The following is an 18,115-nucleotide window of genomic DNA, read 5'->3' on the forward strand; positions in this document are numbered from 1 at the left end:
ATCATTTAAATTCCTGCTATATATTTTCCGGCTTTCATTCCGGAAAAGATACAGCCTCCAAGAAATGTTCCTTCCAGCGCACGGTAGCCATGCATTCCGCCACCGCCGAAGCCGGCAGCTTCTCCTGCTGCATACAGCCCGTCAATTACACTATCATCATCTCTCAGAACCTGTCCGTTAAGGTTGGTTTTAATCCCTCCCAATGTCTTCCGGGTAAGAATATGAAGCCGTACGGCGATTAAAGGTCCGTTTTTAGGGTCCAGTATTTTATGCGGAGCTGCTACACGGCCTAATTTATCTCCAAGATAATTCCTTGTATTCCTTATATAATTTACCTGTGTATCTTTTGAATACTTATTGTCAAGCTCACGGTCTCTGGCCTCTATCTGTTCCTTTATTTTATCATAGCTCAAATGATGGGCACCGGAAAGTTCATTCATTCTTTCCACCAGGTTTTTCAGATCATCTGAAACTATAAAATCTTTTCCATGTTCTTTAAATGCTTCTACAGGTCCCGGTGCTTTTTTACCAAAAATCCTGCTCAGAAAAAGGGCATAGTCCTTATTGGTAATATCCGGATTCTGCTCTGACCCGGAAAGGGCAAATTCTTTTTTAATGATTTTCTGGGTCAAAATAAACCAGGAGTAAGAAAATCCTGTATCCTGGATATGCTTCAGGGTTCCCAAAGTATCAAACCCCGGCAGGAAAGGAGCGGGGAGACGGTTTCCCTTGGCATCGAACCATAAAGAAGAAGGACCGGGCAGTATTCTGATGCCGTGTTTCGGCCATATCGGGTTCCAGTTCTGTATTCCTTCCGTATAATGCCACATCCTGTCCGGATTGATGATATGTGCTCCTGAGTTTTCGGCAATACCGATCATTTTTCCGTCCACATAGGCAGGTACGCCGCAGACCATATTTTCCGGAGCTTTTCCTAATCTTTCCGGCCAGTTTTTTCTTACGAGCTCATGGTTTGCTCCTATGCCGCCAGATGCAATGATGACGTGAGAAGCATGATATTCAAACTGTGCTGTGACGTTTCTGTTGGTTTCGGCACCTCTTTCTTTATCATCATTCTCAAGGATATTACCCCTGAGACCTTTGATTTTGCCGTTTTCTATGATCAGCTCAGTTATCCTATGTCTGAATTTCATCTGTAAAAGCCCATTTTCTTTTGCTTTGTAGGCCTTATCTACAAATGGTTTTATTACACCTGTTCCTGTACCCCAGCTGACGTGGAAACGTGGTACGGAGTTTCCATGGCCGGTTGCTGATCCGTCACCACGTTCTGCCCATCCAACCATGAACATGAACTTAATCCCCAGCTTGGAAACATAGGCATATTTTTCATAGGCTGCAAATTTCAGATAAGCTTCCGCCCATTTTCTGGGCCAGTAATCTTCTTTGCGGTCAAAACCTGCTGTACCTTTCCAATCCTGGAGAGCCAGCTCATAAGAATCCTTAATTCCCATTTTGCGCTGCTGGGGCGAGTTAATCAGGAACAGACCTCCAAATGACCAGAATGCCTGGCCTCCTATATTCTGTTCCGTTTCCTGATCAAGGAGAAGTACTTTTTTCCCCGCATTGGTAATTTCCATAGCTGCGGTAAGTCCTGCTAATCCTGCACCCACGATAATAGCATCAGGCTGGAATTCTTCTTCCATGGTATTGATTTGCTTTGGTTGATATTGAATTATTTACTATATTAAATATATAAAATATTTCATATCCGGATGTTGGAAAATTAATGCACCGTAATTTGGCTATGGCAGAATAAAAAAACAGGTCAGAAAAATTATTCCTGACCTGTTTTTATGTAAGCAAGTTTCAATTTTTTATCAGAGAGGTCTTTTACCTGTAATGATATTGTAAAGTATCACAATAATGGCAATTACCAAAAGTACGTGCACTAAGTAACCGGTACTGATTCCCGGCACAACACCTAACATTCCAAGAAGCCAAACAATAATACAAATGACAGCGACTAACCATAATAAATTTCTCATGACTTTAAATTTTTAATGTTATTTTCTCATTTAATACATATTCTGTGCCTTTATGCAATAAAGTTGTCAATAACATCTAAAATGTGGTATCTATCCTCTATTTGCAATGAAAATAAATTCTGTCAATAATAGGATTATTAAAATCAATAACAATCTCATTTATAATGTATTAAAAAAACAGAATAAAAACTAAAAGCTATAGAATTTGAAATCTACCTTTTATAAAGTTTTCCGGTCCAGGGCATAGCAGTTATCTTCTGCTTTACTGATCAGGATATAAAAGAAAAGGGCATAGATCATTTGTATTCCCATCGCTTCCCAGTTTTCTACGGTGCTGCTTCCAAAAAGAAGCATGATGATAAGTCCGGCCCCTGCCATGCTTGCCAGGCGGGTCTTAAAGCCTATAATAAGAAGACCACCAATCATAAATTCCAAAAAAGGGAGAGCTGTACTGAACAGGTGCACAAAGGGTTGGGGCAGCCAGCTTTTTTCAAAACTTTTTGTCATTCCTTCAGCAAAAACGGAAAGTTTAGGAATTCGGGCAAGACCGTGTCCCAGAAGATTTACTCCCATGGATATCCGTAAAAGGAAATAAGCTATATTTTTATTCATAATATTTATTTTTAGTTATTATATTTTTCTTCGCTGTTATCTATAGGGGTTGCAGGATCATTAACCACCATTTTTGCGATATCATCCTTACGCATAAAAACGACTCCCTGCTTTTCTTTAGTATATCTGATAAATTCTTCCATAGCATGAACCATTGCAGGAGTTCCGCCGATCCTGTCATGGAAACTGATGCTCATCATTCTTCTTTTGGAAGCCCCTTCTTCATACAAGCGGTCAAACTCAAATTTCAGCTGCGTGAGAAACTGATCCGGGCTCCAGTGTTTCCCTTCAATGTTTACAATATCATTATTTCTGAGGGTATAAGGAATCACAACAAAATTTTTCCCATTAACCTTGGTAATAACAGGCTCGTCGTGACTAAGGTCATCTATATGATAAAGGAAACCAAGCTCCTGCAGGACCTTTAAAGTATTAGGGCTTCTTCTGAGCCAGTTGCAGTTGTAGCCTAAAACTTTCTGTCCTGTAATCTTTTCAACTGCGTCTGCACCGTCTTTTACAAAGTGCAGTTCATCGGTATAGTTTTTATTCCACTGGTTGTCCCAGGCAAAGCCGTGGCCAGCTATTTCATGACCTCCATTGGCAATGGCTCTGGCAATTTCTGGGTATTTTTCAGCGGCCGTCCCAACAACATGGGAAGTCACTTTTATATCATACTTTTTCCACAGATCCAGCATACGGTAAATTCCTTCGTTCGCGCCATAACGATACCAGCTTTCTGCAGCAAGATCCGGCTGTCCTTTGGGAAGGGGAGTTCCGCTGAAAGGACTTTCTGCACCTTCGGGCTGGCCTCCGGTTTCAAACTGCATGGATACCGAAATAACCAGGCGAGCACCGTTGGGCCAGTATTTTTTGGATATTGATTCTGTCTTTTCAGATTCTTCATTGGTGCCTTTCCTGTTCTTTTCGATACAGGAAGCCAGCATCATTACGGATGCGATCAGGAAGGCAGATGTTTTTAAATGCTTCATTTTAAAAAGTTTTGTTCTGCAAAATTCATCAATATACGGCTGGATTATATTGTAAAAATTTATGCTAAATTTGTAAAAATCCATTCATCCATGAAGCGTATTGTTAATTTCAGTTCTTTCAATGTTTTCAGTATCGAGAAGGAGATTTGGGATATAGAATATCATAATCACAATTTCTACGAGCTGATTATCATAGCAAGCGGAAAAGGCACCCATCACCTGAACGGAGTTACATTTGCCTATCAGAAAGGAGATGTTTTTCTGCTAAGACCCAGCGATGCCCATGAATTTTCCATAAAAAGAAAAACCAGGTTCATTTATATAAAATTCACAGAAAATTATATCTGGGAAAGCCTTCATACCGATAAAAAAACTGAGCTCAATAAAGTAATCCGTCTGATGATGGAAGACAGCTCTTTTGTTTATGAATCGGCCATCAGCAACAAAGCAGACAGGGAACACATGCTGCAGCTTGCCGGAATCCTTCTTTATGAATTTAATAATAAAAGTATCTACAGCAAAGAAACTTCAGCAGATCTTTTCTCTGCAATGATCACCATTCTGATCAGAAATACAATGAACAGCGGAGGAAAAGAGCGGATATCGAAAGGAACCAGCCAGGCTGAAAAAATTCTTTATTACATTACTGTGAATGCAATGGATGCCGATAAAATGAAGCTCGAAAACCTTGCGAAAGAATTCACTCTTTCTCAGAATTATATCAGCATTTACATTAAAAAACAAACCGGATTTTCCATACAGCAGCACGTGATGCATCAGAAAATAAAGGCTGCAGAAAAGCTGTTAAAGCAGAGTAATTATAATATCAATGAAATTGCCGATCAACTTGGATTTAATGATGCCAGCCATTTTAATAAGATCTTCCGGAGTTATAAAAATATGCCGCCATCATTATTCAGGAAAAATAACTAACTCTCTTTCTATTATTATGCTTAAAATCTTATCTTGAAGCTATGAAAACAAGTGCAGGCATCTTATTATATAAAAGGCAGAAAAATAAATTATATTACTTCCTGGTTCATCCTGGCGGGCCTTTTTGGAAAAATAAAGATATCGGGGCATGGTCTGTCCCGAAAGGAGAAGTGCAGCCAGATGAGGATGCTCTGGACCGGGCTTTAACTGAATTCAAGGAGGAAACCGGGCAAATCATAAAGGGGAAGTTCACGGCTCTTACACCGGTTAAGCAGAAAGGCGGCAAAACTGTTTATGCCTGGGCTCTGGAAAGTGACATGGAAACATCCGGGCTTTACAGCAATACTTTTCAGATGGAGTGGCCTCCAAAATCTTCCAAAATGATCGAAATTCCTGAGGTAGACCAATGGGAATGGTTTGAATCGGAAGAAGCTCAAAAAAGAATCAATCCGTCACAGGCTGCCTTCATCTCAGAATTGGAAGAATTACTGGATAAGCAGGAATAAAATTCTATTTTTTAATCCCGATAGATTTTAAAGCATTTACCGTAAGATAGATGTCATCGAAAACAGTGAGGGCTTCGATGTATGCAAAAGCTGTTGACAGCAAATCATTTTTATTAAAAGAAATTTCGATGGCCTGGTCATAGGAAGCTACAATCCTTACCACAGAATATCCGTTGTAAGCAATGGTAAAGCCTTCAAACAGACAGTTCCGTTCCGCTTTCTGATAGGTGGTATATTCCTCAAATCCAGTGGTATCATTTCTTTTTACATTATTATGATCAAGTGATTTCCAGGAGGTGTAATTCTTCGGTTCTTTCAATACATTTCCCTGTGGATCTACGGGAACAAACATTCCAAGAGTCAAAGGTTTTCTTAGAAGATTGGCATAGTTTTTCATCAGACGCAAAGTCTGAAGGTCGGCATATCCTTCGTTAGAGTAGTACTCAATAACAAAATCTGTCATCGGAATCAGCTTGTGGGAAGCTTCAGTCGGCATAATTGGTGTTTTCTTTTCTGAAAATAAAAATAGTACTTTTATTTGCTTTTCCAAACATTAATCTACTTCATGATACAGGAAGACTGATGTGGAAGATTTTAGATTTCCGGAAAGCAAGCCATATTAAAGTCTTAAGCTCCGGAACATTTCGGGCATATCCCGCTCACTATAAAATTATATTCCTGTGCTATGAAGCCGGAAGGCAGGCTGATATCAGGAACTGCATTTTCAATACATGTTACGGAATGGCACTCTTTACAGTTAAAGTGAACATGATTGTGAGCGTGTTTTTCTGTACTGCATTTTCCGCTGCATCTGGCAAAATTTACAACTCCGTCTATATTCACAATTTTATGAATGAGTCCTTCATTTTCCAGCCTTTCCAGCACTCTGTAAATGGTCACCCTGTTGCAGAGATCACCCAGTTTTTTCTGAATGTCGGGTTGGGAGAGCGCTACGTCAGAATGATTGATGACATTTAAAATTTCAGTTTTGGCCTGGGTATTTCTGATCTGTTTCATTTTTAAATGCAACAAAGTTGCTTTAATTAAAATTTTATCTATACTTTTGCAACAAAGTTACAATAAGAAATTTAAATCCCGATCTTTTATGAAATCAAAAATTCTTGATGCTGTAGCAATTTCCGCAGCAGTTCTGTGCCTTATTCACTGTATTGCTTTTCCGCTTCTGATGATCATTCCTTTGGGCATATCCCACAATCCGTTTATAGACCTTACCTTTCTTATTATTGGTGCCGTAGTGGTATACAGAATTACGAAAAATATGACCTGGAACTGGCTAAAATTCCTGTTCTGGATTTCCATCGCCCTCATTGCTGTCTCCGTTGTGGCAGACCTGATTTTTGAAATTCATATTCCACTGATTTATGCAGGAGCAGCAGGATTAATTACAGGTCATATCCTTAATTTCAGGAATCATAAGCATTAACAATTTCTGCAGATTTAAGCAAATAGTACAGTTTAAATGAAAATTCACAATTAATTAATGCAACCTTGTTTCTTTAATTAAAATTACCCTCTAACTTGCCCTACGAAATTTTACCAAGATGAACAGACGTAAGTTTTTAAAAGGCTCAGCATTGCTGTCCGGCCTGCTGACTTTAAACCCGGTTGACTTTTTTGCCAACGGAGTAAAAGAAATTCCTGATCCAAAAAAGAAGGCAAAAAACATTATTTTTATGATCAGTGACGGAATGAGCTCCGGAACTTTGGCCATGGCCAACCTGTATTCTCAGAATATTCTGGGTAAGAACGGAAACTGGATGAACCTGTATCTTGACAATAAAGTTTCCCGGGCATTGATGGATACTGCTTCCGCAAGTTCAATTGTTACGGATTCTGCAGCAGCCAGTTCGTCTTTCGGAGGAGGATACCGGGTAAAAAATGGTGTTCTTAACATTGGAACCAATGGGGAAAAATATGTCCCGATCTGGCAAAAATTCAAAAAAGCAGGAAAAAAAACAGGCTGTGTAACAACGGTAACGATTACCCATGCCACTCCTGCGGGCTTCTGCGTAAATTCCGACAGCCGAAATGCGGAAAATGAAATCGCGGAAATGTATGCTGAAATAGGTTTTGATGTCATGATGGGCGGCGGGGATGAGTTTTTTAATCCTTTAAAAAGAGAAGATAAAAAGGATATTTATGGCTTATACAAACAGAAAGGCTATCAGGTTCTTAAAAACAAATCTGATCTTAAGAAAGCGGAAAAGGGTAAGAAAGTTCTGGGAATATTCAATTCCGGGGCTTTACCATATTCTATTGACAGAAAAAATATTCCTGAGCTGCAGCAAACCCCATCCCTTGCTGAGATGGCTCAAACTGCAATAGATCAAATGAAAGATCATAAAGAAGGTTTTGTTTTACAGATCGAAGGCGGAAAGGTAGACTGGGCTGCGCATGCCAATGATATTTCGGCTTTAATTCATGACCAGCTTGCTTTTGATGAAGCGATAAAAACGGTCATTGATTTTGCAGAAAAAGACGAGAATACGCTGGTAATCATTACTACAGATCACGGCAATGCCAATCCCGGAACAATTTACGGTGCTGATGCTACCCAAAATTTTAACAGCATTGCCAATTATAAGTTTACCAACGAATATATCCTGAATGCTATTCATTCAGATTTTAATCTTCAGCAGATGAAAGACTGGATCTTTGAAACCAATCAAATAAGTCTTGCCGATGATGAAGCGAAACATTTGCTTAGCTTTTATTCGGGGCTTGAGAAGCAGGAAACGGGAATTTACAATTACAAAAAACTTCCTTTCAAAGCCTATTCGGAAATTCAGAAAAAACATAATTCTGTCGGCTGGATCAGCATGGACCATTCCGGGGATTATGTGGAAGTTGCAGTTTACGGCCCGGGGAAAGAGCTTTTACCCCCTTTTATTAAAAATACGGATCTGCATTATCTGATGCTGAAAGCGGGACAGATATAAATAAGCAAACTTTAAATGAATCAAAAACAAAGTGATTAGGACTTCGGTTTGCTTACATACTTATTTCCTTTTACATAAAAACGCCATGGCAGCAAGGCATCTTCCTGGGCATACACAACCCCGATTCTCGGACCGGCTACAATGGTTTCAGGAGAATATCTGATACCGTGGTCTTCAATCCATATTTCATTTTCAGTCAGATCTTTTTTATTGAAGGAACGGTCAATGCCTAAAGCTTTAGCCGCTGAGCCCGGTCCTGATGAAATAGCCGGTTTGGAAGCAGGCATATTACGCCTCAGTTCCATAATATCAGATCCGATTAGCGGTTCTACAGCCCTCACCAATACAGCATGCGGTTCGTCTTCAACAGAGCTTACAATGTTAAAAAGATGATGAATCCCATAACATAAGTAAACATATGAAACACCGCCGGGATGGTATAATGTTTCCGTACGGCTGGTACGGCGGCCTCCGTAAGCATGGGAAGCTTTATCCAATACCCCGAAATAGGCTTCAGTTTCAACAATAACGCCTGCCGTAACATCCCCGTCAATTTCGGTAAAAAGTACTTTTCCTAAAAGATCTTTGGCCAGAAACAGGACATCCTGATTGAGGTAATAGGAAAGGGGAAGCTTTAGTTTCATTTTTTGATCAGACTTAAAGTTACTGCAAAGGTAAACATCTGCATTTTATAAAAGCAATAGATCAGCGTCAGAATCAAGATTTTTAAAAGCATAAAAAAAGCCCTTTGACAGGGCACTTTTATATATTGCTGTAAGAATTATTTTGCTTTACTGTTAATGGCTGTATCAGCAATTTTAGTTAACAGCTGATCACATTTTTTTTCTTCATTGAGAGTGGCCAGAAGGTTCTTTAAGCAGTCTTTTTCTTTAAGAACTTTGGCATATGCGGCGAGTGAGCCATAAGTGGCAATTTCATAATGCTCTACTTTTTGTGCAGCCGCAATAATACCGGCGTCTCTTACGGGTCCGGCTTCTGTTTCTTCCATGATGCTTTTTCCTTCATCCAGCAATCCCTGCATGGCATCACACTTTTTAGCCTGGGCTTTTTTTCCAAGAGAAGCGAAGCATTCCTCAAGTCTTTTTACATGAATTTCCGTTTCATTCAGATGCTGTTCGATAGCCGATTTCAGTTTTTTGTCAGTAGCATTCTTATACATTTTAGGAAGTGCTTTTACAAGCGCTTTTTCTGCCCAATAGATATCTTTCAGAGAATCTTCAAACAAATCTTTCAATTGTTTGGCGGCATCTTTTTTAGCGGGAGTTTTTGCTGCTTTTTTCGCTACAGTTTTCGACGTTGCTTTTCTTGTTGTTTTTTTAGTTTCCATAATAATATAATTTAGTGTTGGTTTTTATCCTATGGTAGCTGCAATTATAGGACCAGCCTGTAATTTCGGGTATTCGTGTGGTAGCGGGGAAGAAGTATTCAGATCTCCGGCAGATAATTTTCCATGATGAAAATGAATGTCCGCTAAAGAGTGGGAGAGTCTTTAATCTTCCTGCTCTTTTCTGAAACTTACGACTTCGTAATCATCATTTGAGCTGTACTTTTTACAGCTGCTGTCGTTAAAATCATCAGGATTCTTAGAGAAATCCTCAATGTATTTTGCACTTTCCCCGGTATCAGTCGGTGAAATAATGATATGATAATTCTGGATAACGGATTCATCCGCTTTTTTTACAGCTTCTTTTTTATATTCCAATGCTTCAGTATATTTCATAAGATATTTTATTTTTCGAAAATTAATCTGCCGTCGAAAGGTTCGCTCCATTTTATAAAAATCTGATCGTTCAGCCTGGTAATCATGGCCTGAATGGTTTCATATTCGCCGTTTTCTTTTTTTCTTTCAACGGTGAGATTGGATCCCTGACCGATTTCCTTAATGGTAAATTCTAACTGATACTGGTTTTCATTATTCAATACGAATTCCGCTTTTGTAAAATTTCTATTTAACATGGGATAAGGTTTTATTTTTAGCATAATGAATAAATTATGCCAATATAAATCTGAAATTAATTTTAATTTAAAAATATATTTTTTACTTTCATAATATTATATTGATGATCAGTATGATGGAATAGTTATTGCCTTATGGAAATTACAATACAGCCCTTTAAATCAACCCAACATGAAAATAGCAACCTACAATGTGAACGGAATCAACGGTCGGTTACCGGTTTTGCTGCAATGGCTGAAAGAAGCGCAACCTGATATTGCCTGCCTTCAGGAATTAAAGGCTCCCCAAGAACGTTTTCCTTTAAAAGAAATCAATGCAGCAGGATATGAAGCTATATGGCACGGACAGAAAAGCTGGAACGGAGTGGCTATTCTTGCCAGAGGTCTGGAAATTACGGAAGTTCAAAGAAGTTTACCCGGAGATCCGGAGGATGTCCAGAGCCGTTATTTAGAAGCTATTATTGACCAAATGGTGATATGCTGTCTTTATCTTCCCAACGGGAATCCTTATCCAGGTCCTAAATTTGATTATAAACTGGACTGGATTAAACGTTTGAAAAAGCGAACCAATCAGCTTATTAAAATGGAACTGCCCGCCATACTCATCGGGGATTTCAATATTATTCCTGAAGCAAGGGACGTCTATAAGCCTGAACGCTGGGAAAATGATGCATTATTCCGGACAGAAGTCAGAAAAGCCTACAAAGAATTATTAAATAAAGGGTGGCTTGATTCTATACGGACTTTATATCCTGATGAAACGATCTATACCTTCTGGGATTACCTGTATAAAGCCTATGACCGCAATGCAGGGATAAGACTGGATCATATTCTTTTAAGTCCGTACCTTCATTCTGGCTTGCAATCGGGAGGAGTTGACAAACATGTCCGCGGATGGACGAAAAGCAGTGACCATGCTCCTGTATGGATTCAACTGGAAAAGTAAAACACTTTATATTTCATGAACCATCCGGAAAGTAAGGTTGATCCTTGGTTTCATCGCTTTCACAGATTTAGCAATGCGGTGTTCCCAATTTTCCTGCAGATCACCTTTCATAATCAGCAATGAACCATGCTGAAGCGGTAGACTGTATCTGTTCTGATGCTGGTCTGCTTTCCGGAAATCAAAGTTTCTTACCTGCCCAAGGCTTATAGAAGCAATAACAGGCCGGTTCCCCAGTTCACTTTCCTTATCGCGGTGCCAAGCTACAGAATCATTTCCGTCCCGGTATAAATTCAGCAATACAGAATTAAACTGATAGCCGGATGATTTTTCTATCTGCTGTTTCAAAGCGAACAATTCCGGCAGCCACGGATTAACATTAAAGGAATTTCCGCCCAGTTTGTATGCTTTGGTTTCATCGCCATACCATGCCGTCAGTCGGGGTGTCAGGACTGTTTTATCATACATTTTCTGGGTTCTCTGCTTCCACGGAACGGTATGAAGAAGGAGCTCCTCAAGTTCAGAAGCTTTGTCTCCGGGCAGGAAATGCGGGGTATATTCAAGCAGTTCCTCCGGAAACCGGAAGTATTCGTCTGCATTAAATAAACTTAGCTGATCCATACCTTTTTACATTATATTCTTAAGATTTACGGCGACCGGACATTTTTTTATCAAGCTGTTTTATATCCTGTTTCAGTTCACGGAACATTTCTTTAAAATTATAGTTGTCATAATCTCCGGGTTCAAAATCTTCCGGGAAAATCCCTGATGCATACTGCCAGATCTCAACAATTTCTTCAGATGGAATGTCATACGGTTCGTAGAATGAATTGTCTGCACTTACACAGATGCTGTTTCCTTTTCTTTCTTTAAAACGCTTATAAGTAATTCCGTCATTTAAAGTGATGAAAACGTAAGTTTTTCCGGGTTTAAGCTCATCAATTCCCTCTACATATTTTCCTACAATGTAGGAACCGTTTCTAAAAGGCGGCATAGAGTCTCCGTCTGCGGGGAATGCCCTGTATTTGCCGTTAGTCAGGAAAGGCAAGGCAATTCTCTGAAGGCTTTCTATATATCCAACGTCACTGTATCCTTCAAGATATCCCATCGAGGCTTTTTGCGGAATAATTTCTATGGTATCATTTCCCAGGTCATCTACGGCTACCGGCAGTACAATTCTGTTATCCGGAAGCTTCAGCATGTCTTCTACAGGGTATTTGCAGATATCTACAGAAACCAGCAGATCAATACTTACATGGAAGTATTTGGCTATTTTTACAAGCAGCCCGATAGGCGGCTCAGAAACTCCATTTTCATATTTGGAATACCGTACACGGGAAATGGCAAGTTCATTAGCTACAGATTGCTGGGAGAGACTTCTTTTATCTCTTAAGAAGCGAAGATTATTTGAGAAAACCGACATTGATACAAAATATATCAACAAAAATACAAATTCTGACTAAAAAACACCTCTAATTTATAAGATAAAACCTGTTATTTTGTCTAATTACTTCTCCTTAAGCTCTTTATTGATGCGGTTTTCTGCATTTTTAGCTTTCTGTTCCTGGGCTTCTTTTTCTTTTCGCTGCTGACGCCTTGTTTTCTTTTCGGCACGTCTTTCTTCACGGATCACTTTATTGGATTTTTTATTGTATAAAGCATCGATGATTCCCTGTCCGGTTTTACTGAAGATTTTAATTTTCGGCTTGGCATGGGTTCCGGTTACCACAACAGGAAAACCGATCCACCCGCCCGGAGGCAGTCCAACTCTTATTCTTAAGTCCAGCAAACCGTTGAAGCTTGTTGTTCCGCTTATGGAAGGTCTTAAAACAGATACTTTAAAGGTAAACTTATCAACATGGATCAGGTTGTTCCTGATATGGGTCTCGATGTTTACCCCTTTCATATCCGGATTATCAAATGCTTTCGCCCCGATATTATCTCCTACGGCAGAAAGCATTTTTAAATTCTTTACTTCCACATCACGGAGGTTAACAATTCCACCGCCTTCCAGAGACGGATAAATCGGGCTCATATTTTTATCAAAATCACCTTTCAGCTTATAATCTAGTGAGACGATTCCTTTCACATTTTTTGCTGCAGTTACCATTTCACGAACCATATCAATTTCTTTATAAGCCCGCTGTACATCAAAATCCTGGACTTTAAGGGATATATCATAATTAGCAGTAAGAGGAGATTCGTCCTGATAACGGGCATCTATATTCATGCGGCTTCCGATGATATCAAATGAAGTATTCTTAAGGTACACCTGACCTGTATTCACAGAGGCATTTCCTTTAAGATGATTGAGAGCCAATCCTTTGAATTCAACTTTTTTTGCATCGGCTTCAAGGGAAACATCAAGGTTTTTAGGAATAATGACAACTCCGCTGCTTTTCGGATTTTCCACTTTTGCATATTCCACTTCGATAGATTTATCGGTATTATCACCGTTTTTAAGAGCCATAAATTCATCAATCAGGATATAATTGGACCTGAGTCCGAATTTTCCGTGAAGGGTTCCTTTTCTTTCAATGAAATAGTTGATGGTATTTAAGAGATAACCGTTTAAAGCAAAATCAGATTTCCCATAGGTAGCAAAGAATTTTGTGAACCACATTTTTTCGTTCTCAAACCTGAAGTTTCCTTCCCTGATAAAAAATGATTTCGGGAGGTATTCTGTCGTTGCCTTAATATTTTTTAAAATCAGGGTTCCTTTGTTATCAAGCTTGCTATACTGGCCTTTAGTGGCATAGCTCTGCCGTCCGTTTAAGGAAAGATCTGCCATAATCAATCCGCTGATATCGAATCCCTTTTTAGCAAAAACTTTATAAATTCTTCCTACGTTTAAAACTCCTTTTGCCCGGACTTTATACAAGAGGTCTTCAAAATCCTGCAGATCAGCATTCACAAAAACAGGATTCCCTTCAAAATCGAAACTGAAAGGATCCAGTTTAACGCCTAAACTCCTGAAAGTACCGCCAGTATTGACAATATTGGCGATCAAACTGATGTTTTGGATAGGGTTGGGATAATACTTTGTTTTAACCAGACCGTTTTTAAGGTGAAGATATCCATTGGTTTTCGGGAATAATTTTTTGTCTAGGCTGAATATGCCATTAGCTTTAATATTGGTATCCATTAGTCCACGGATATCAATATCTTTCAGACCCAGGGCCTGATCAAGCGTCTGAAGATCCACAGCTCCTTTTATATCGGCATTGACCTGCATTTCGTTCAGGCCTTTTGTTTGTACGTAAGCCCGGAAATTATTATTGGGCCCCAGATCAAAGCTCAGTTTTTTCAGATCTATGCCTAGCTGGTTGGTATCCAGCGAAGGCAGGTCTATATTAAGATCCATATTAAGGTGGTTCATCGGAACGGGTGCTTTTCCGTTGGATACAAAGCCGTTTTTAACCAGAAGGCGCACTTTGGCTCTTGGCTTAATTTTTTTCGGCTCGCTGAATCTTCCTTTAATATGAAAGTAGAGATCACTGTTGCCTTCAATTTTGGTGTCTTTTGCCCAGTCCAGATATTGCGGAGGGAGGACGGAGATCATTTCCCGGATGGTGGTATTCTCAGAAGCCGCCTTGATGTCCATATTATATCCGTCTTTCAAAATACTGATAAAACCAATAAATTTTAAAGGAAGTTCATTGATTCTTAATTCATTTTTTTTCAGGACAAAAGTCAGGGCATTGGTATTGATTCTGGTGATCAGGTCCGCATGTAAAGTTTTCTGTTTGGCGTAATAGATCCTGTTCAGGCTGAAATCTACTTTATCGATATCAAGATTGGTCTGAAGATCGAAAATATCCTGGCTAAGGCCTCCTTTTCCGGTATAGTTCAGGCCTTTGGCATCAACAAGAACCCTGGCCGAGTGGTCATTATATTTTATATTCCAGTTTTTAAATTTAATAAGATCCAGCTTTATAGAGGCTCCGGTTTCTGTACCGTCTTTGGGTTTTCCTGAAGGTTTTGAAACATATACATTATAATTGGCTTCTCCTTTCGTGTTGACGAAAACATTGGCATTGGCATCGGTTACATAAATTTCATCAATTTTTACTTCACGGTTGAAGATCAGGTTTTTCAGGTTAATTCCTACAGCTACTTCTCTTGCTGTGAGTAAGGTATCATTTTGGAAAGGTTTTGAGCCCTGTAAAACAAGGTTGTCCACAGAAACTGTAAGGGAAGGGAAGTGCCGGAAAAAAGTAAGGTGAGTTTTCTTGTAATCTAGTTTTCCTGCAAGATGTTTATTGGCAAATATTTTTACCTGCTGAGAAATGGTCCCTGGAAAAAGAATGGGAAGAATAAACATTAAAAACAGAATTGATGCTATAGAAATTCCTGTCCATTTCAGAATCTTCAAAATTATTTTTTTAAACCTTTCCATGAGTCATAATTTTGGTTGTTATTCTTATTACATATTTGATAACAATAATTAATTATTCTCAATCTAAAATTAAGCCATTTAAGTAATTTCAGGGGTTACAACTCCTTTTCAATATTAAATTAATTTTATCTGAAACTGAATTTAGGAATCCAACGTTTCGGAAACATCAATGGTAAAAGCACCATTAATTCCGAAAATAATCCGGTTTTTAAAATAATTACATATATATTAAATAACCATTATGTTAATTAAATATAAATTAATAAATATTTTTTGTTACAATTATCATTTCATATTATAATTATTCATAAATTAGTGATGTAATAATCATAAAATTTTATTATCATGAAAAACTTAAAAAAATTGAACAGAAACGAATTAAAAACTATTTCAGGTAATGGTATCTTCGATAACATCGGTGGTGTTATTGGCGGCCTTGGTGGAGTAGTTACCGGAGCAGTAGGTGGCGTGGGCACTATCGTTGGTGGTGTCGTAACCGGTGTAGGCAATACCGTTGGTGGTGCAGTAAATGCTACAGGGCAACTCGTAGGTACTACATTGTGCAATGTACAGTGCGTGATCAACGGGGTAGTGCATATCCAGTTGCTTTCATGCGGATCTACCTGCTAGAATAATTCGCAGTAAAAGTATAACCGCTCTTTTCAGAGCGGTTTTTTTTATGGATTCTAAAGGCTTAATTTTAGTTACAATTATGATACAGGCAGAAAAATACGCATCTGTTCATTTTTATCTGTCAATTCAGAATTTCTTCAAAATTGAATATATAAATTAGCAACATGAAAATCCTCATCATTGAAGACGAAAAAGAACTTGCAAAAAGTATCTCCGAATATCTTTCCGGAGAAAGCTATCTGTGTGAGTTTGCAGCCACATTCGGTGAGGCGATGGACAAGATAGAAGCTTTTAACTATGACTGTATCTTGCTTGATATTATGCTTCCGGGCGGAAACGGACTTACCATCCTGGAAGAGTTGAAGAAACAGAATAAACAGGATGGCGTCATCATTATTTCTGCAAAAAATGCTTTAGATGATAAGATAAAAGGCTTGCAATTAGGTGCCGACGATTATCTTACCAAACCTTTTCATCTTTCCGAACTGATGGCCAGAATTTATTCTATCATCCGGAGAAAACAGTTTAACAATTCCAATATTATAAAGCAAAATGAACTGCAGATTGATCTTTTAGCTAAATCTGTAAGTATCAATAATAAAATGATCATCCTTACCAAAAAAGAGTTTGATTTACTCATCTATTTTATCGGAAACAAAAACAAAGTAATCTCCAAAAGTACACTGGCAGAGCATCTTTCCGGCGATTTTGCAGATATGCTGGATAATCATGATTTTGTATATGCCCATGTAAAAAATCTAAAGAAAAAACTGTATGATGCAGGATGCGAACATTACCTGAAAACAGTATATGGAACCGGATATAAATGGGAAAGCAATTAAAATCTACCAATGAAACCATTATTAAGCAAAACAACAAAGCCGTTTATTATTTATGTCCTGATTATTCTGGTGATAAGTATTCCGGTATATTATTTTGTGGTAGATACGATATGGAAAGGTGAACTGGATGAGCATAATACAACCATAGCAGAAAAAACAGCTTATGAATTTAACAGCCTCAAGCTTTCTGATACAGAACTAGAAAAAAGTATTGCTCTTTGGAATAAAATCCAGCCGGGAACGGATATTGAGAAAATTCCGTTCAATTATTTAAAGAAAGACTCATTTTTTACGGTTGATAAGAAAAATGCCTTTACTCCCAAAACAGAAATAGAACGGTACAGATGTTTAAGAAAAGTAGTCTATATCAACAAAAAGCCTTTTCTTTTTACCATAGAAACCAATATTGAGGAATCTCATGAAACCGTTACTGCAATTACTTTAATAACCATTTTTTTCTTCATTCTTATTGTTGTAGGATTATTATTTTTAAATAAAAAGCTTTCAACATCGGTATGGCTGCCGTTCCGGAATACTTTGGATCAGCTTAAAACATTCAACCTGAATAAGCAAACCAAAATTGAATTTGGCAAAACAGATATTACAGAGTTTAAAGAACTCAATCAATCGTTGGACAAGCTGATTGAGCATACTGTCTCAGCATTTAAAACTCAGAAAGAATTTACTGAAAATGCCTCTCACGAATTGCAGACTCCTTTGGCAATTCTAAAGAATAAGCTGGATATTTTACTGCAAAATGAAAGCCTAACCGAAAAACAATACCAGATTGCAGAGGAAATGCATCGGGCATTAACAAGAAGTTCCAGAATCAACAAGAATCTTCTGTTATTGGCCAAAATTGATAACAGCCAGTTTGAAAAAACTGAAGCCATCCGGTTCGACGAGCTGCTTCACCAAAGCATGGAGATATTCCGGGAACATTTTGAGCAGAAGAACATTTCTGTAAAAGAAAATATTTTACCTGATATACAGGTATACGGAAGCAGAAGCTTAATAGAAGTTCTGATCAACAACCTGATCCTGAATGCAATCCGGCATACTCCAGCTGATGGTGTGATTTCAATTACTTTGGGAAATTCATCATTTGAAATAGCCAATTCCGGAACAGAAAAATTAAATACAGATTTACTGTTTAAAAGGTTTTCGAAGCTATCGACTGACAGTAACGGCAGTGGTTTGGGATTGGCCATTATTAATGAAATAGGTAAATTCCATGACTGGAAAATCAATTATCAATTTGAAAATAATTTTCATGTTTTTTCTGTAATGATCTAAAAATTCAATCCTTCAATTT

The 18,115-nt window shown here is 38.3% G+C and carries 21 protein-coding genes; 8 read left to right on the plus strand and 13 right to left on the minus strand.

Annotated elements, in window-relative coordinates; genetic code table 11:
- Positions 1–5: 5 nt before the first annotated feature.
- From ACM40_RS17990 to ACM40_RS18005, 4 genes are all read right to left on the minus strand, one after another.
- Positions 6–1,664 carry an FAD-binding dehydrogenase gene (locus ACM40_RS17990; protein ID WP_048504180.1) on the minus strand — a complete coding sequence of 553 codons (1,659 nt, stop codon included), beginning with the start codon at positions 1,662–1,664 and terminating at the stop codon, positions 6–8.
- Between the two features lie 174 nt (positions 1,665–1,838).
- Complete coding sequence (locus tag ACM40_RS20405; protein ID WP_040995092.1) at positions 1,839–2,006, minus strand: lmo0937 family membrane protein; 168 nt, start codon at positions 2,004–2,006, stop codon at positions 1,839–1,841.
- A gap of 219 nt (positions 2,007–2,225) precedes the next feature.
- Entirely contained in the window at positions 2,226–2,618 is a 393-nt protein-coding gene (locus tag ACM40_RS18000) for a DoxX family protein (RefSeq protein WP_048504181.1), read from the minus strand.
- 11 nt (positions 2,619–2,629) lie between these two features.
- Positions 2,630–3,607: a polysaccharide deacetylase family protein gene (locus ACM40_RS18005; RefSeq protein ID WP_053077135.1), complete on the minus strand. Its 978-nt coding sequence runs from the start codon at positions 3,605–3,607 to the stop codon at positions 2,630–2,632.
- 90 nt (positions 3,608–3,697) lie between these two features.
- On the opposite strand from ACM40_RS18005, the gene ACM40_RS20425 reads away from it, so the two are divergent.
- Positions 3,698–4,540, plus strand: coding sequence for an AraC family transcriptional regulator (locus ACM40_RS20425; protein WP_048504182.1), 843 nt, complete (start codon positions 3,698–3,700; stop codon positions 4,538–4,540).
- 41 nt (positions 4,541–4,581) lie between these two features.
- Entirely contained in the window at positions 4,582–5,046 is a 465-nt protein-coding gene (locus ACM40_RS18015; protein ID WP_048504183.1) for an NUDIX hydrolase, read from the plus strand.
- Between the two features lie 4 nt (positions 5,047–5,050).
- Here the strand turns inward: ACM40_RS18015 and ACM40_RS18020 are convergent, their stop codons facing one another.
- Both ACM40_RS18020 and ACM40_RS18025 read right to left on the minus strand, forming a co-directional pair.
- Positions 5,051–5,542, minus strand: coding sequence for a hypothetical protein (locus ACM40_RS18020; protein WP_048504184.1), 492 nt, complete (start codon positions 5,540–5,542; stop codon positions 5,051–5,053).
- Between the two features lie 131 nt (positions 5,543–5,673).
- Positions 5,674–6,063 (minus strand): Fur family transcriptional regulator, encoded by a 390-nt coding sequence (locus ACM40_RS18025; RefSeq protein WP_048504185.1) that lies wholly within the window; start codon positions 6,061–6,063, stop codon positions 5,674–5,676.
- Positions 6,064–6,151: 88 nt separating this feature from the next.
- Here ACM40_RS18025 and ACM40_RS18030 point away from each other — a divergent pair, with 88 nt between their 5' ends.
- A complete protein-coding gene (locus ACM40_RS18030) occupies positions 6,152–6,490 on the plus strand; it encodes a MerC domain-containing protein (RefSeq protein ID WP_048504186.1) in 339 nt (112 codons plus the stop codon).
- Between the two features lie 118 nt (positions 6,491–6,608).
- Positions 6,609–8,006 (plus strand): alkaline phosphatase, encoded by a 1,398-nt coding sequence (locus tag ACM40_RS18035; protein WP_048504187.1) that lies wholly within the window; start codon positions 6,609–6,611, stop codon positions 8,004–8,006.
- A 35-nt stretch (positions 8,007–8,041) separates the two neighbouring features.
- On the opposite strand, the gene ACM40_RS18040 is transcribed toward ACM40_RS18035, so the two are convergent.
- From ACM40_RS18040 to ACM40_RS18055, 4 genes are all read right to left on the minus strand, one after another.
- Positions 8,042–8,650, minus strand: a complete 609-nt coding sequence (locus tag ACM40_RS18040; RefSeq protein WP_048504188.1) for a DNA-3-methyladenine glycosylase — start codon at positions 8,648–8,650, stop codon at positions 8,042–8,044.
- 137 nt (positions 8,651–8,787) lie between these two features.
- Positions 8,788–9,354, minus strand: coding sequence for a ferritin-like domain-containing protein (locus tag ACM40_RS18045; protein ID WP_048504189.1), 567 nt, complete (start codon positions 9,352–9,354; stop codon positions 8,788–8,790).
- A gap of 162 nt (positions 9,355–9,516) precedes the next feature.
- Entirely contained in the window at positions 9,517–9,747 is a 231-nt protein-coding gene (locus ACM40_RS18050) for a hypothetical protein (protein ID WP_048504190.1), read from the minus strand.
- An 8-nt stretch (positions 9,748–9,755) separates the two neighbouring features.
- Entirely contained in the window at positions 9,756–9,983 is a 228-nt protein-coding gene (locus ACM40_RS18055; protein ID WP_048504191.1) for a hypothetical protein, read from the minus strand.
- Between the two features lie 172 nt (positions 9,984–10,155).
- Here ACM40_RS18055 and xth point away from each other — a divergent pair, with 172 nt between their 5' ends.
- Positions 10,156–10,929, plus strand: coding sequence for an exodeoxyribonuclease III (xth, locus tag ACM40_RS18060; RefSeq protein ID WP_048504192.1), 774 nt, complete (start codon positions 10,156–10,158; stop codon positions 10,927–10,929).
- Between the two features lie 6 nt (positions 10,930–10,935).
- Here the strand turns inward: xth and ACM40_RS18065 are convergent, their stop codons facing one another.
- The 3 genes from ACM40_RS18065 to ACM40_RS18075 all read right to left on the minus strand — a co-directional run bounded on the left by ACM40_RS18065 (position 10,936) and on the right by ACM40_RS18075 (position 15,325).
- On the minus strand, positions 10,936–11,547 hold the full coding sequence (locus tag ACM40_RS18065; RefSeq protein WP_048504193.1) for an alpha-ketoglutarate-dependent dioxygenase AlkB family protein: 612 nt from the start codon (positions 11,545–11,547) through the stop codon (positions 10,936–10,938).
- A gap of 19 nt (positions 11,548–11,566) precedes the next feature.
- Complete coding sequence (locus ACM40_RS18070; protein WP_048504194.1) at positions 11,567–12,349, minus strand: XRE family transcriptional regulator; 783 nt, start codon at positions 12,347–12,349, stop codon at positions 11,567–11,569.
- Between the two features lie 84 nt (positions 12,350–12,433).
- Positions 12,434–15,325 carry an AsmA-like C-terminal region-containing protein gene (locus tag ACM40_RS18075; RefSeq protein WP_048504195.1) on the minus strand — a complete coding sequence of 964 codons (2,892 nt, stop codon included), beginning with the start codon at positions 15,323–15,325 and terminating at the stop codon, positions 12,434–12,436.
- Between the two features lie 345 nt (positions 15,326–15,670).
- On the opposite strand from ACM40_RS18075, the gene ACM40_RS20665 reads away from it, so the two are divergent.
- The 3 genes from ACM40_RS20665 (at position 15,671) to ACM40_RS18090 (ending at position 18,096) form a co-directional block, all read left to right on the plus strand.
- Entirely contained in the window at positions 15,671–15,955 is a 285-nt protein-coding gene (locus tag ACM40_RS20665) for a bacteriocin-like protein (protein WP_040995064.1), read from the plus strand.
- A 167-nt stretch (positions 15,956–16,122) separates the two neighbouring features.
- The gene (locus ACM40_RS18085; protein ID WP_048504196.1) at positions 16,123–16,800 is read left to right on the plus strand and encodes a response regulator transcription factor; all 678 of its coding nucleotides are present in this window, start codon (positions 16,123–16,125) and stop codon (positions 16,798–16,800) included.
- A gap of 9 nt (positions 16,801–16,809) precedes the next feature.
- A complete protein-coding gene (locus ACM40_RS18090; RefSeq protein WP_048504197.1) occupies positions 16,810–18,096 on the plus strand; it encodes a sensor histidine kinase in 1,287 nt (428 codons plus the stop codon).
- Positions 18,097–18,115: the final 19 nt, after the last annotated feature.

It is taken from the genome of Chryseobacterium sp. BLS98, assembly GCF_001045445.1.
Classification (GTDB): Bacteria; Bacteroidota; Bacteroidia; order Flavobacteriales; family Weeksellaceae; genus Chryseobacterium.

Bases quoted from the DNA above. Each gene is read 5' to 3' on its own strand.
- ACM40_RS17990 (WP_048504180.1), bottom strand. From the start codon at position 1,664: ATGGAAGAAGAATTCCAGCCTGATGCTATTATCGTGGGTGCAGGATTA.
- ACM40_RS20405 (WP_040995092.1), bottom strand. From the start codon at position 2,006: ATGAGAAATTTATTATGGTTAGTCGCTGTCATTTGTATTATTGTTTGG.
- ACM40_RS18000 (WP_048504181.1), bottom strand. From the start codon at position 2,618: ATGAATAAAAATATAGCTTATTTCCTTTTACGGATATCCATGGGAGTA.
- ACM40_RS18005 (WP_053077135.1), bottom strand. From the start codon at position 3,607: ATGAAGCATTTAAAAACATCTGCCTTCCTGATCGCATCCGTAATGATG.
- ACM40_RS20425 (WP_048504182.1), top strand. From the start codon at position 3,698: ATGAAGCGTATTGTTAATTTCAGTTCTTTCAATGTTTTCAGTATCGAG.
- ACM40_RS18015 (WP_048504183.1), top strand. From the start codon at position 4,582: ATGAAAACAAGTGCAGGCATCTTATTATATAAAAGGCAGAAAAATAAA.
- ACM40_RS18020 (WP_048504184.1), bottom strand. From the start codon at position 5,542: ATGCCGACTGAAGCTTCCCACAAGCTGATTCCGATGACAGATTTTGTT.
- ACM40_RS18025 (WP_048504185.1), bottom strand. From the start codon at position 6,063: ATGAAACAGATCAGAAATACCCAGGCCAAAACTGAAATTTTAAATGTC.
- ACM40_RS18030 (WP_048504186.1), top strand. From the start codon at position 6,152: ATGAAATCAAAAATTCTTGATGCTGTAGCAATTTCCGCAGCAGTTCTG.
- ACM40_RS18035 (WP_048504187.1), top strand. From the start codon at position 6,609: ATGAACAGACGTAAGTTTTTAAAAGGCTCAGCATTGCTGTCCGGCCTG.
- ACM40_RS18040 (WP_048504188.1), bottom strand. From the start codon at position 8,650: ATGAAACTAAAGCTTCCCCTTTCCTATTACCTCAATCAGGATGTCCTG.
- ACM40_RS18045 (WP_048504189.1), bottom strand. From the start codon at position 9,354: ATGGAAACTAAAAAAACAACAAGAAAAGCAACGTCGAAAACTGTAGCG.
- ACM40_RS18050 (WP_048504190.1), bottom strand. From the start codon at position 9,747: ATGAAATATACTGAAGCATTGGAATATAAAAAAGAAGCTGTAAAAAAA.
- ACM40_RS18055 (WP_048504191.1), bottom strand. From the start codon at position 9,983: ATGTTAAATAGAAATTTTACAAAAGCGGAATTCGTATTGAATAATGAA.
- xth (WP_048504192.1), top strand. From the start codon at position 10,156: ATGAAAATAGCAACCTACAATGTGAACGGAATCAACGGTCGGTTACCG.
- ACM40_RS18065 (WP_048504193.1), bottom strand. From the start codon at position 11,547: ATGGATCAGCTAAGTTTATTTAATGCAGACGAATACTTCCGGTTTCCG.
- ACM40_RS18070 (WP_048504194.1), bottom strand. From the start codon at position 12,349: ATGTCGGTTTTCTCAAATAATCTTCGCTTCTTAAGAGATAAAAGAAGT.
- ACM40_RS18075 (WP_048504195.1), bottom strand. From the start codon at position 15,325: ATGGAAAGGTTTAAAAAAATAATTTTGAAGATTCTGAAATGGACAGGA.
- ACM40_RS20665 (WP_040995064.1), top strand. From the start codon at position 15,671: ATGAAAAACTTAAAAAAATTGAACAGAAACGAATTAAAAACTATTTCA.
- ACM40_RS18085 (WP_048504196.1), top strand. From the start codon at position 16,123: ATGAAAATCCTCATCATTGAAGACGAAAAAGAACTTGCAAAAAGTATC.
- ACM40_RS18090 (WP_048504197.1), top strand. From the start codon at position 16,810: ATGAAACCATTATTAAGCAAAACAACAAAGCCGTTTATTATTTATGTC.